Here is a 13,293-nt window from a genome sequence, read left to right on the forward strand (position 1 = left end):
AATAATTAAAGTTCCAAAATCATGAGTAAATCAAAATATTTATATATCATCGTCTTAAGTTTTATGTTGTCAGCCTGTAATTCCGATAAAAAGGAAGAAACAGCAGTCACGGCAAATGTAGAAGTTCCGCACGATGCAAACAGCGTAGAATTTAGTGAAGCGCAGTACAAAAGTGTGGGAATGGAATTGGGAAATATAACCAATACTAATCTTTCCAATTATATCAAAGCCTCTGGAGCTATTGAAGTTCCACCGCAAAATCTGACCAGTATCACCTCTTCTTTTGGAGGTCATGTAAAATCCATGAACATAATCGAAGGAAAATATATTGGAAAAGGAACCGTGGTGGCAACGATAGAAAATCCTGAATTTCTACAGATACAGCAGGATTACATGGAAAGCAATAGTCAGATGTCTTATTTAAGACAGGATCTTACACGCCAAAAAGAACTGGTAAAAGAAAATATTGCAGCCAGAAAATCTTTACAGCGGGCGCAAAGTGAGTATAATAGTATGTCTGCACGAGTTGCCGGATTACGGGCAAGACTTCAGGTTGCGAACATCAATCCTGCTTCTGTTGCAAGAGGTAACATATCTTCGCGCGCCAACATTTATGCACCACAAAGCGGATACGTAACAAAAGTATATACCAATATTGGAAAATATGTTGGAACTAATGAGGTTGTCGCAGATATTGCAAATACAGGTAATATGATGGTAAAAGTGCAGGTTTTTGAAAAAGATGTTGCAAAAATAAAAGTTGGTCAAATTATTCGATTTCAGGCTACTGGTGACGCCGAGGAAAAAACTGCTAAAGTTTATCTGATAGGGAAAGATATACACGGAGACAGAACTGTAGATGTTTTGGCAAGAATTCAGAATGTATCTCAAAATCTGTTGCCGGGAATGTTTGTAAATGCTATCATAGAACTTGGATCTGTGGAAACACCAGCATTGCCAGATGCGGCAATTGTAGGTTCCGGAGGTAAGAATTTTATTTTTATTTTAGAAAAAACTTTAGAAAAAACTAAAGATAAAGATGGGAAGGAAAAAGAAAAACAATATATCTTTAGGAAGGTAGAAGTGCAAACCGGTGTAAGCGAAAATGGTTTTACTGCGGTTACTTTGCCTGCAAAATTTAATGAATCCGATAAAGTAGTTTTAAAAGGGGCATATGACCTGCTTTCTAAAATGAATAATATGGAGGAAGAGGAGTAATCTTGGGATAATTTTAAAACCTTAAAACCTATTTACAAACCATTTGTTTCCATAAAAAGTTGCCAAAACTAGCATCAAAATATTTTTATGATTTCAATTTATTTATACGCCTTAATTCCAGTTGTTTCCATTTTATTGGGCGGGATTACCGGATTATTTAAAAAACCAAACGCGGGTTTTCGGAGTTCTGTGTTGCATTTTGCGGGCGGAGTGGTTTTTTCAGTTGTTGCAGTGGAACTTCTGCCGGATATTATTAAAAATCACAGGCCTATTGAAGTGGGAATTGGTTTCGGACTGGGCATCGCGACGATGTTGGCTGTAAAATATTTTTCAGAAAAATTTCAAAAAAACGCTGAAAAATCGGCAGTAAAAAATTCTTTGCCGATGGGACTTCTGGTGGCATTGGCCATCGATTTACTAATAGATGGCGTGCTTCTCGGCGTTGGTTTTGCGGCTGGAAGCACCGAAGGAATTCTGCTTTCCATCGCTTTGGCTCTCGAAATTTTTTCTCTGGGATTAGCAGTAGTTTTGGCTTGTATGGATTTAAATTTTTCAAAACAAAAAAGCCTGACTATTTTATTAGTTTTGGGTGCCTGCTTCTTTGTCGGAGCCGTTTTAGGAATTACATTATTAGCAGGATTATCACAGGAATGGCTGGAATTGGTGCTGTCTTTCGGTCTCGCTGCTTTATTATTTTTGGTAACTGAAGAATTATTGAAAGAAGCGCACGAAGAAAAAGAAACACTTTTGCAGACGAGTATGTTTTTTGTAGGATTTTTAATATTTCTACTGGTAGGAATGGTAGTTTAAATTAATTAAGATTAAAAAAATAAGCATAATCGTAAAGTTCAAAAAATGAATTTTAATTTAAAATTTTTAGGTTCAAAAATTAAACTTGATAAATTATTATAATAAGATACAAACGATATATTCAAAAATTAAAATATAAAAAATGGCAAAAAAGAAATTAAACTTAAGGGATATTGGAACGGAAAAACATGCCGGAGAGCATTCCCACGATGCTGGACATAATCACGATAATACGGACAAAACAACGTTACAAATGTTTTTGCCCGCCATTATATCATTCACATTATTAATAATTGCTATTGCTTTAGATAATTGGATTACCCAAAATTGGTTTAATGGATGGGTAAGGATTGCCTGGTATGTTGCAGCGTATATTCCCGTGGGATTACCAGTTTTAAGAGATGCGTTTGATAGTATAAGAAAAAGTGATTTCTTTTCAGAATTTTTTTTGATGAGTATCGCTACGATTGGTGCGTTCGCCATTGGAGAATTTCCTGAAGGTGTAGCAGTGATGCTTTTCTATGCTGTGGGTGAAGTTTTTCAAACACTTGCAGTACAGAGAGCAAAAACTAATATAAAAACACTATTAGACCAAAGACCAGATGAAGTTACCGTTGTTAAAGATAATCAATCAACAACTGTAAAAGCGGAATCTGTAGAGATTGGCGACATAATCCAACTAAAATCTGGCGAAAAGTTGGGTTTAGACGGCGAGTTATTATCTGAAAAAGGGTCTTTTAATACAGCGGCACTCACAGGAGAAAGCAAACCAGATTCTAAAGAAAAAGGCGAAATAGTTTTAGCAGGAATGATCAATCTGAACACCGTGGTTCAGGTGAAAGTAACTACCGCATACAAGGATAGTAAACTTTCCAAAATATTAGAATTGGTGCAAAATGCAACTTCACAAAAAGCACCCACAGAATTATTTATTAGAAAATTTGCAAAAATCTACACGCCCATCGTTGTATTATTGGCAATTCTCATTACAATTATTCCATTCTTTTTCGTACAGGATTACACCTTCAGTAAGTGGTTGTATAGAGCACTTGTTTTCTTGGTAATCAGTTGTCCGTGTGCTTTGGTAATTAGTATTCCACTAGGATATTTCGGAGGAATTGGCGCTGCAAGTAAAAACGGTATTTTGTTTAAAGGCAGCAACTTTTTAGACGTTATTGCTACTATAAAGAATGTTGTGATAGATAAAACAGGCACAATGACGGAAGGTGTTTTCAAAGTTCAGGAAGTTATTATTCATCCAGATTTTGATGAAAAAACAATTTTGGCGATGGTCAACAAATTGGAAAGTCAAAGTACACATCCGGTAGCAACTGCGATTCATAATTTTGTTGGAGAATTGGATTCAAAAATAGCATTGGAGAATGTAGAAGAAATTTCAGGTCACGGTTTAAAAGCAAACGTAAACGGAAAAGAATTATTAGTCGGTAATTTCAAATTATTAGACAAATTTTCTATTAAATATGATTTAGACCCAAGTTCAATTGTTTATACTACCATCGCAATTGCGTATGATAATAAATTTGCCGGCTATTTGACCATCGCAGATTCGATAAAAGAAGATGCGCAAGAGGCGGTTACTAAACTGCATAATCTTAATGTGAAAGTAACGATGTTAAGCGGTGACAAAACCAACGTCGTAGAACTTGTTGCAAAAGAATTAGGGATTGATACGGCTTTCGGAGATCTACTGCCCGAAGATAAGGTAGAAAAATTGAAAGCAATTAAAAGCAAAGGCGAGAGTGTAGCATTTGTGGGCGATGGCGTAAATGACGCTCCGGTCGTCGCACTTTCAGACGTAGGAATTGCAATGGGTGGATTGGGAAGCGATGCTACTATTGAAACCGCGGACGTTGTAATTCAGGATGATAAGCCGAGTAAAATTGCAATGGCCATAAATATTGGAAAGCAGACAAAAAAAATCGTTTGGCAAAATATCATTCTGGCATTTGCCGTGAAAGCCGTTGTTTTAGTTTTAGGAGCAGGAGGTTTGGCAACAATGTGGGAAGCGGTTTTCGCGGATGTTGGTGTGGCATTATTGGCAATTTTAAACGCTGTAAGGATACAACGGATGAAATTTTAACGAATGCATCGAGTAAAAAATTGACCACTTTATTATAAATCCTTATTTTAGCATTTGCTTAAATAAACAAATTGACTATCTTTGTGCGATGGACAATAATTCTTGCATACGACAACAGGCAGACATTAAGCAAATTAACCGTTGCAAAAGCCGAGTCTCTGAGCTTAACGATTCGTTTGATTACTTATCCAACGGACTTGAATTAGCGGGAAACAATGTAAGACTGAGAATTCTCTTTCTGCTTTATGAAGAAAAACGACTTTGTGTTTGCGACATCAGCGACATTCTTGGTATGAAAATTTCGGCAATTTCTCAACACTTGCGAAAACTTAAAGACCGAAAACTAATTGAAACCGAAAGAGAAGCACAAACCATTTTTTACTCTTTGACAAAAGAATATGAAAAAATGCTAAAACCGTTTTTTAAAATACTTGACGAAAACAAAATTTTAGAAACAATATGAAAACCGACAACAAACTAATCGGAACAGGAATTTTCACAGCTATTGCAGCTTCACTTTGTTGCATTACACCAATCTTGGCTCTTATTGCAGGGACAAGCGGACTTGCTTCAACCTTTTCTTGGCTCGAACCTTTCAGACCATATTTTATCGGCTTGACAATTTTAGTGCTTGGTTTTGCTTGGTATCAAAAATTGAAACCTAAAAAGCAAATTGACTGCAACTGCGACACGGAAGAAAAACCAAAAAGCATTCAGTCAAAAATGTTTTTAGGAATTGTAACGGTATTTGCAATTGTTATGCTTGCCTTTCCATATTATTCAAGCATTTTCTACCCAAAGACAGAAAAACAAATCATAGTAGTTGATAAATCCAATGTCCAAAAAGCAGAGTTTACAATTAGCGGAATGACTTGTACGAGTTGCGAAGCAAATGTAAATCACGAAGTGAATAAATTGACAGGGATAATAAATTCAACTACTTCTTACGACAACGGAAAAACAGTTGTAGCGTTTGATAATTCCAAAACCAACATTGCTGAAATTGAAAAAGCAATTAATTCAACAGGATATTCTGTAACCAACAAAAAAGAAAATTAAAATGGAAGTTATATTACAATCAACAATCACTTGCCCGAACTGCGGACACAAGAAAGAAGAAATAATGCCGACAGACGCTTGCCAATATTTTTACGAATGTGAGAATTGTAAACAAGTTCTTAAACCAAAACAAGGCGACTGCTGTGTATATTGCAGTTACGGAACAGTTGCTTGTCCGCCAATTCAACAAGACAACAAATGTTGCTAACGAAAAGAATGCAAATGGTCTAGAAACCATCGACAGTTGATATAATATCAATTTTTTAAAAATCACTCCAATGTTTCTTATTCTCGAAATAGACATTATTCGTAGTTTTTCACCAAACTAAGTTTGTATTAAAAAAAATAGATAATTAATCATTGACGTAAGCTGTAGAGCAATATATAATTAAATGTTATGAAAGAAATAGAAATCATTTTGGTTCAAAGAGGCATAAAAACCAATAGCAATGACATTATTGGTAGCAGAAAAATTATTAGAATAAAAGTATGCGATCAGTCATAAAGATTTATCAAAACAATTCGAAAAAGCAGATAATGTTACTTTATTTAGAACACTTAAAACATTTTTAGATCATAAACTAATACATACCATTGATGGAGGTGCATTTGGATAAAGATAACTATCATTCTAATCCTATCTAAATACTGTTATGATTAATCTATTCGAATCAGCATAAAATTAAATGATTTATTATAACGTAAATAATTTTAAAATGAACAACCACCTAAACTGTTGGAAATGTGTAGTAATGCTATCCTGTCTATTAAGTTGGCTACGGGTTTTTCGGCATACATTTAACAATAAAAAAATGAACAGGGTTATGGATGGAAAAACATTTATGACCCTTTCTGTTATTAATTAAAAAAATGAATCAGAATAAACAACACTGGGAAAAAGTATTTTCAACCAAAAACCCAAATGAAGTGAGCTGGACACAAGAATATCCCAAAACTTCAATAGATTATTTAGAAAATTTGAATTTGCCTAAAACTACCATTATTATTGATATTGGCGGTGGCGATAGTAATTTCGTTGATGCACTTTTAGAAAAAGGATATGAGAATATTTGGGTATTGGATATTTCTGCTACTGCATTAGAAAAAGCTAAAAAACGATTAGGGGATAAAGCAAAATTGGTACATTGGATTGTTTCGGATATTACAGCATTTAAAACCGATATACAATTTGACTTTTGGCACGATAGAGCCGTTTTTCATTTCGTAACAGATGATGAAAGTATTCAAAAATATGCACATTTAGTAAGTCAATCTATCAAAGAAAACGGTCATTTTTTATTAGGCACATTTTCAGAAAATGGACCTCTAAAATGCAGCGGATTAAATATAAAACAATACGATGAAATTACGATGAAAGCTACATTTAGCAAAAATTTTGAAGCCGTAAAATGCTTTACAGAAAATCATACAACACCTTTTAACACGACACAGAATTTTCAATTTTGCGGATTTAAAAAAAATAATAGTAATAGATGATATTTTATTTAAAACCCTTACCCATTTTTATACTTGCAGGATTTTGTGAGATTGGCGGTGGTTATTTGGTTTTGGTTAAAGGAAGATAAGCTTGTTTGGTATGGCGTTTTTGGGGAATTATTTTAGCTTTGTATGGCTATGTATTGACGCTACAAGTCATTCATTTGGAAAATCCTATACCGTTTATGAAGGAGTATTATAATTATGTCTATCCTTTTTGCGTAGAAAATTGATGGTGTTAAACCCGATAAATATGATATAATAGATGCTTCAATTTGCTTTATATTTGTATTATCCTTTTTATGCCCAAAAAATAAAAATTAATTATTATTTCGCTACTATATCACTGCGCTTTAAATATTCTACATCCGAGTATCTCAAGCCGGTAAAAACATTGAAACATAAAAACGTCACTGGATATGCAGATAAATTGATAAAACTTTTTGGAGTTGATAGTGAAAGCAAAGAATATGATGATTTAGAAAAAGACAGTCCAGAAGATGATTTTCTCAGAACATGATACTTTCAAAAAGTTCAATTGATATTTGGAACAGCTTACAATAAAGGTAGATGTTATTATTTTTAAGAAATTGCTATTAGGTAAAGAATTACTATGTAATAAAAATCATCTGATTGATTCTCTTCAAGAGATTTTCTTTAATCTCGTCTGATAACTCTGTATAAAATTTCTTTTAAGTTGTTCACTGAGAAAAGAACGGCTAGTCAATTCAATGACTTCATTCTCGTGAGAAGTTAAATTTTTGAAAATTTTGGATATTATTTTTTCTGGTATTTCAGCTTTTTGACCCAACAAAATAAACTGCTCTTTTATTTTTCCTTTGGCAATGGATTTCGGTAAAAGAACGTCGCTTAAAGCAAAATCAGCAACTTCAATATGAATCTTAGTGTTGAGTAGATCATAAGCCGGACTTAATTTAAAATCACCTTGCTCTGTTTCTATTAGAGAAAAGTTTTTTAGATGAGCATCTCCATTTGAAAATAAATAATTGAAAAGAATTAATGTGAAAAGTTTTGGTGCTTCTACTTTTGAGGCAGGTACAAATTTTTTCAATGTTTCAAAAAGTTCCAAGTAATTTCCTTGGTATTTGTACTGTTCACCGTGTGTTGCAGGTGATTTTTGTAATAGAGAAGCAAAATCCTCAACAGCTAATTTTTCCCCGTTTTTTTTGACATCAAATCTTTTAGTAAGATAGGCGGGTTTTCCATTTTCAAAGAACGTCAAAGCATTTTCCGCAGTTTCTATTTTAAAAATTTGCTGTGCGATTTGCATCGTGAGATGTTCGTTTGCTGGTGCAAACTCACTGTTTTTTGGAAGGTCTGAAATTGGTTTCAAAATATATTGTCCGCGCTCGTCTTCAGTCGTTAACCGTAATTTTGAATTTTCGATGAGCAATGAGTATTTTTCCTGAAAACCTGAAATAGAAATATGCAGTTGATTTTCATTAAATACCGACCGCTCTTTGGAATCTGATGGCGATGTGTAGGGCAGAACAGGACTGATTTTTTTACCGTCAAACATTTTCTTTAAAACAATCGGACTGTAAGTATCAAAACCTTCTGTGAGTTTTCCTGGACAATATTTTATTTTATGCTGATCCATTTTTAATTCTTTCAATTGTTATAGCTCCCACTGTATCTGTGTTTGCAGTAGTTAAAAGAATTCCGAAAGCATCGGATTCATCAATTTTGTAAGTTTGGCAAACCATTCTTTTATTAATTCCTTCTGGCAAAAGATGGTAGAAAAATGGGAATAATTCTTTAGAGACGAATTCTTTCTGTGTTTTAGGGAGCGTTAGGCTTATGGGAGGTTTATTGGTGTCCAACAGCCAATCCTGATCATATTGAAAAATGAAACTACCATCATCATTCTGCTTCAGTACTCCGGCTGGTTGACCTTTGTATAAGACTTTTGCGGATCTCATTATTTAATGTTTTTAATTTCCAATTTAATTTCCAAACCTAAAGCATCGCAAATTTTTTGCAATGTTTCTAGCGTTGGATTTCCTTTTCCGCTTTCCAATTGTTTCAAGGTACGAAGTCCTACACCAGAAATTTCCGCAAGTGTTTCCTGCGTTACATTTAAAATTTTTCTACGTTCTTTGATGGGTACTATTAAATTACTTAGTGTCATATATTGCACTTTAAGTACAAATATACATCATTATTTTAATAATTAAATCATAAGTGTTATTTAATGCACTTTTTTAAATTTAATTTGGAAATTTTTACAGTTTAGACATTAAAGAGCTATTTATTGCACTTTTATTGGTTTCTAAAAATAAAATCCTGTGATCTGCACATTGAAGCCGATTATTCAATTAAAATTAGTTGTTTTGTTAATTACGCCTAGGTTGCCTTGAGCTTTAAATTTTTTTGGAAAGAGAGTAATACATTTAAGGTTGATATTTTTGTAAGTGTGAAAAAAGAAGTAACTTTGATAAATAAACCAATCAAAACCAACATTTTTTCAAGGTGAGTAATTAGGTGAGTAGCTGAGAAGTAATCTTTGAAAAGGCGTATGAATAGAGATATTTAAAGAGCATGTGACGGTTCCTAGCTCTCCGCTTGGTGAAGAACCAAAACATATAAAAAGCCTTTAAATACTGGTATTTAAAGGCTTTTTCGTACTTATAATATATCAAATTAGTACAAAAAAAAGGAGTTCCGAGGTGAGTTCATGAAAAAAAAATACGAACAGTATTTAGCATTAGATTGCGTATTCATCGCTTATTCATTCAACGAACATCTTGTAAGTGTGTAGGTTTCGAAATAAATTCAACCTAAACTGATATAAAGCGCTTTAATGTCCGGTGATTTAGATTTTTATTTTTCGAAAAATACCGTATTAATTTCAATATTTCCCTTAAGCATCTTATGAACAGGGCAGGCATCTGCAATATAATGAAGTCTTGCCTGCTGTTCTGCTTCCAAAATTGCGTTTCCGTAACTGATCTTTCTCGTAAACAGGGTACTTTTGGTTTGAGGATAATGATCAAGATCTACCTCAACATCGATTTCCGGCACGGACCAACCTTTTCTGTCGATGTACATCCGTAAAGTTGCCGCAGTACAGGTTGCAAGTGACGCCGCCAACAGTTCAAACGGATTAAAACCTTTATCCTGGCCCCCTTTATCCAGCGGCTCATCCGTGATTATTCTCTTTTTGCCGGCCGTAACTTCGGTATAATATTTTTCAGCGCCAATTCGGGCAAGAACTTTTACAGTCATAATCGGTTAATTTTTTTTGAACTATCAGGAAATGGTGAAAACAGAGTTTGGTTTTAAATCAGTTTTTTTTCAATCCTTTTCGGTGTGAACCAGGGCAATCTAGTTTCCAAAATCGCCATAATTGATAAAGGCAAAATGACCATTAACGTCAATTTCAAAACGTTTCTTTTTTTCGTTTTTGACAAGCGGGATGTTTTCAAATTCGGTTTTCATGATTTTCTTTTTAAAGTTATTTTCAAAACAAAAATACGCAATTAAGAACCGGCCGTTTCTTAACCTATGATAAAAAATCGATAAGGAAAAGCTTTTATCAATGATGCTCACAGATCACGTTTAATTAATTGACATTATCTTTGTAAACTGTTTTCGTTTAATAAAAATGGATTTCTTTTACAAAACATGATTGATAATTACAAATATACAAGTCCCTTCAAAATTCTGATCTCTTTTCATAAACTGATTGAAGGTTTGGAAGAAATCGCGCTTTCCAATATAGATTACCGCGCCAATTATGCGAAGGCTTTATTAAATCAAATCAAGGATGAACCGGAGTTTGTCAATGGGATTGAAGATTTAAAGTTTCTCGATAAAAACCGGGAGCTGATCAAATATTTGCTCGCAGACCTATTTCCTACCGCGCTCACCCGAAATGAGATCAAGGCTGCGACAATTCCTTTTTATGATATCACTTTTAATTATAGCGAACGATTTCGGAAAATATTGAAAGGTGCGGAACTGTCCTCCGATTTCAGCATTCGGGATATGAGCGAACACCAGTTTTATATCATGAACTGCACGCTGATTCTGAACCGCCATTACAAACAGAATATCGATTTTGGGAAACCTTTGTTCTTCGATATTGAAGATGAAAATGAGATCGTAAAACATTACCGCATTTTGTACAACGCGGATTTTCTGGAGATTTTTCCGACGGACAAAATGCCGCCTTTAACTCAAAAGGAAATCGATAATTTGGTTGATCATTACGACGATCTGGAGCTTTGGAAAACCGCTTTCCCTGAGAGTTCCTGGATTCTGAAAGGTTTTGCGATCATGACTTTGGTGGATGTTACCATTGAAAGTGCGGTTTCCAATCTCAAAACAAATCTTTTAAAGCCCGATCTCGACAAAGAAAAACTCAGCGAAACTTTTGAATCTATTTTCCGGTCCGTATTTAATATTCCGGATCTACGAATTGGCCTGACCTTATACGATGAAGATGATGACCGGTTTGTAAAACCCAATTTTAAGAACGGAGATCTGCGGAGTTTTATCCTTCTCAACGATAAAGAAGCGGACTGCAAAAATGCGTTGTGCGGTTGCTCTTACGAAAGTCTGATCGAAAATAATCAACATTTTGTGATTCCGGAAGTAAGTGAATATTCGAACACGCGTGTAAACGATCGTTTTTCGGCTAATTTACTCCACCTCGGAATCGAAAGTTTTTTACTCGCGCCTGTGCGAAAAGGCGAGAAATTATTAGGCTTAATTGAACTGGCATCGCCGACACCACGCGCTTTAAACTCGGTGAACGCCAATAAACTGGAGCTTGTACTTCCTTATCTTTCCGACACCATTGAGAAAAATCAAAGCGCGATGATGAATCAGCTTGAAGCGATTATCCAGCGCGAATACACCGCGATCCATCCCAGTGTTTACTGGAAATTTAAAAAAGAAGCTAAAAATTATTTTTATTCCGACCAGTTCCGTCAGAATTATACCTTCAAAGAAATTGTGTTCAAAGAGGTGTATCCTTTGTACGGCCAAATTGATATTAAAGGTTCATCGGAAAACCGTAATGCTGCCATTATCAATGACCTTAAGGAACAACTCCACCAACTAATCGACATCCTGGAAACGCTGAATTTCGAAAGGAAAATCGTGGTCATCGAGCAGAAAAAGTTCGAATTGCAAAGTTTTCTAGTGGAGATCGACCACAGCTTTAAAAATAATTTTGAGCAAATTGTTCATCATTATATTGAAAATGAAATTCATTCCTTTTTAAAGAATACGTCTTTAAATAAAAAATCAGAGGAATTAATCAATGCTTATTTCCAGAAACTGGATGTGAAAACCGGCATGTTTTATGAGACCCGAAAAGATTTTGATGATACCATTATGAGCATCAACAAAAATCTGGCGGCGATCCTGGATGAAAAACAACAGCAGGCTCAGAAAATATTCCCGCATTATTACGAACGGTTCAAAACCGACGGCGTAGAACATAATTTATACATCGGCGCCTCTATTTCGCCGGACGAAACGTACAATCCAATGTATCTGAGTAATTTGCGGTTATGGCAACTGGAAACACTGTGCGAAATGGAACTGGAACATCATCAGTTAAAGACGACTTTGCCCTACACTTTGGATGTGACTTCTTTGATTTTGGTTTTCTCTTCCCCAATTTCGATCCGTTTCAGAATGGATGAAAAACGCTTCGATGTTGATGGCTCTTACAACGCCCGATATGAAGTTGTTAAAAAAAGAATTGATAAAGCCTTTGTAAAAAATACGAACGAACGCATCACGCAGAAAGAAAAAATAACCATTGTTTACTCCAGTACTTCGGAAGAAAAAGAATATACCAAATACATTAAATATCTGCAGCATAAAAATGTGCTGGACGATAATATTGAGAAACTGGAAGTGGAGGATCTGCAGGGGAATATCCGGCTTAAAAGCTTTGCGAGTGAAGGTAAAACATACCGACAATTCTTTACTTATCGAAGCCAAGAAATTTATTACAGACTTATTTAAAGAAAGATTAGACTGCAAATATGTCTATCATAATCTGGAACATACCCAAAATGTGGTGCGGGCGATAGGAACCCTGTGTGAACAGGAAAAAACGGATGCACAAATGACTGAAATTCTTTTGCTGGCCGGTTGGTTTCATGATGCGGGATATGTAGAAGGCGACAAAGACCATGAACAGAAAAGCGTAGAGATTGCATTGGAATTTTTAGAAGATCAAAATGCTTCTGATGAAATTCAGCAGAAAGTAAGTGCGTTGATTGGCGCGACCACATTTAATCATTCGCCCGAAAATCTGTTCGAAAAAATAATGAAAGATGCCGACCATGCTCATCTGGCTCATGAAAATTATCCTAATGTTTTGGGTAGTCTGCGTGAAGAGTGGGCGACTTGTACGGAACAATCCTACTGCGATATCGATTGGTACAAACTGAATGTTGAGTTTCTAAAAAAACATCAATATTACACTAAATTTGCCCGGGAAAACTGGCAACAGCTAAAAGAAGAAAACTTAAAATTAATTGAACAAAAACTATTAAACCAAGCCTAAAATGGATGAAAATATACCGGCAAGTGAACCAGTAGAAAGTGCACTTCCAAAA

General features: G+C 34.9%; 14 protein-coding genes. 10 read left to right on the forward strand and 4 right to left on the reverse strand.

Annotation, left to right across the window (positions count from 1 at the left end):
• Positions 1-21 precede the first annotated feature (21 nt).
• The 8 genes from L0B70_RS10825 (at position 22) to L0B70_RS10860 (ending at position 7,205) form a co-directional block, all read left to right on the forward strand.
• The gene (locus L0B70_RS10825) at positions 22-1,218 is read left to right on the forward strand and encodes an efflux RND transporter periplasmic adaptor subunit (RefSeq protein WP_235141801.1); all 1,197 of its coding nucleotides are present in this window, start codon (positions 22-24) and stop codon (positions 1,216-1,218) included.
• An 87-nt stretch (positions 1,219-1,305) separates the two neighbouring features.
• Entirely contained in the window at positions 1,306-2,028 is a 723-nt protein-coding gene (locus L0B70_RS10830; protein ID WP_076387896.1) for a ZIP family metal transporter, read from the forward strand.
• 142 nt (positions 2,029-2,170) lie between these two features.
• The gene (locus L0B70_RS10835; RefSeq protein WP_235141802.1) at positions 2,171-4,129 is read left to right on the forward strand and encodes a heavy metal translocating P-type ATPase; all 1,959 of its coding nucleotides are present in this window, start codon (positions 2,171-2,173) and stop codon (positions 4,127-4,129) included.
• Between the two features lie 88 nt (positions 4,130-4,217).
• Positions 4,218-4,592 (forward strand): metalloregulator ArsR/SmtB family transcription factor, encoded by a 375-nt coding sequence (locus L0B70_RS10840; RefSeq protein WP_076387892.1) that lies wholly within the window; start codon positions 4,218-4,220, stop codon positions 4,590-4,592.
• A complete protein-coding gene (gene merTP, locus L0B70_RS10845) occupies positions 4,589-5,188 on the forward strand; it encodes a mercuric transport protein MerTP (RefSeq protein WP_076387890.1) in 600 nt (199 codons plus the stop codon). The genes L0B70_RS10840 and merTP overlap by 4 nt, the downstream gene beginning before the upstream one ends.
• Position 5,189: 1 nt before the next feature.
• Complete coding sequence (locus L0B70_RS10850) at positions 5,190-5,396, forward strand: GDCCVxC domain-containing (seleno)protein (protein WP_076387888.1); 207 nt, start codon at positions 5,190-5,192, stop codon at positions 5,394-5,396.
• A gap of 662 nt (positions 5,397-6,058) precedes the next feature.
• Positions 6,059-6,685 (forward strand): trans-aconitate 2-methyltransferase, encoded by a 627-nt coding sequence (locus L0B70_RS10855; RefSeq protein ID WP_076387886.1) that lies wholly within the window; start codon positions 6,059-6,061, stop codon positions 6,683-6,685.
• Positions 6,686-6,950: 265 nt separating this feature from the next.
• Positions 6,951-7,205 carry a hypothetical protein gene (locus tag L0B70_RS10860; RefSeq protein ID WP_076387884.1) on the forward strand — a complete coding sequence of 85 codons (255 nt, stop codon included), beginning with the start codon at positions 6,951-6,953 and terminating at the stop codon, positions 7,203-7,205.
• 123 nt (positions 7,206-7,328) lie between these two features.
• Here L0B70_RS10860 and L0B70_RS10865 read toward each other — a convergent pair whose 3' ends face one another.
• The 4 genes from L0B70_RS10865 to L0B70_RS10880 all read right to left on the reverse strand — a co-directional run bounded on the left by L0B70_RS10865 (position 7,329) and on the right by L0B70_RS10880 (position 9,934).
• Positions 7,329-8,321 carry a HipA domain-containing protein gene (locus tag L0B70_RS10865; RefSeq protein ID WP_311195382.1) on the reverse strand — a complete coding sequence of 331 codons (993 nt, stop codon included), beginning with the start codon at positions 8,319-8,321 and terminating at the stop codon, positions 7,329-7,331.
• The gene (locus L0B70_RS10870; RefSeq protein WP_076387882.1) at positions 8,293-8,628 is read right to left on the reverse strand and encodes a HipA N-terminal domain-containing protein; all 336 of its coding nucleotides are present in this window, start codon (positions 8,626-8,628) and stop codon (positions 8,293-8,295) included. The genes L0B70_RS10865 and L0B70_RS10870 overlap by 29 nt, the downstream gene beginning before the upstream one ends.
• Positions 8,628-8,837: a helix-turn-helix domain-containing protein gene (locus tag L0B70_RS10875; RefSeq protein ID WP_076387880.1), complete on the reverse strand. Its 210-nt coding sequence runs from the start codon at positions 8,835-8,837 to the stop codon at positions 8,628-8,630. Before L0B70_RS10875 ends, L0B70_RS10870 begins: the two co-directional genes overlap by 1 nt.
• Before the next feature lie 692 nt (positions 8,838-9,529).
• Positions 9,530-9,934 (reverse strand): OsmC family protein, encoded by a 405-nt coding sequence (locus L0B70_RS10880; RefSeq protein ID WP_235141803.1) that lies wholly within the window; start codon positions 9,932-9,934, stop codon positions 9,530-9,532.
• A 399-nt stretch (positions 9,935-10,333) separates the two neighbouring features.
• Between L0B70_RS10880 and L0B70_RS10885 the strand changes: the two genes are divergently transcribed.
• Positions 10,334-12,694 carry a GAF domain-containing protein gene (locus tag L0B70_RS10885; protein WP_235141804.1) on the forward strand — a complete coding sequence of 787 codons (2,361 nt, stop codon included), beginning with the start codon at positions 10,334-10,336 and terminating at the stop codon, positions 12,692-12,694.
• Positions 12,627-13,241 (forward strand): HD domain-containing protein, encoded by a 615-nt coding sequence (locus L0B70_RS13480; RefSeq protein ID WP_311195383.1) that lies wholly within the window; start codon positions 12,627-12,629, stop codon positions 13,239-13,241. The genes L0B70_RS10885 and L0B70_RS13480 overlap by 68 nt, the downstream gene beginning before the upstream one ends.
• Positions 13,242-13,293 lie beyond the last annotated feature (52 nt).

Source organism: Kaistella sp. 97-N-M2 (assembly GCF_021513235.1).
GTDB lineage: Bacteria > Bacteroidota > Bacteroidia > Flavobacteriales > Weeksellaceae > Kaistella.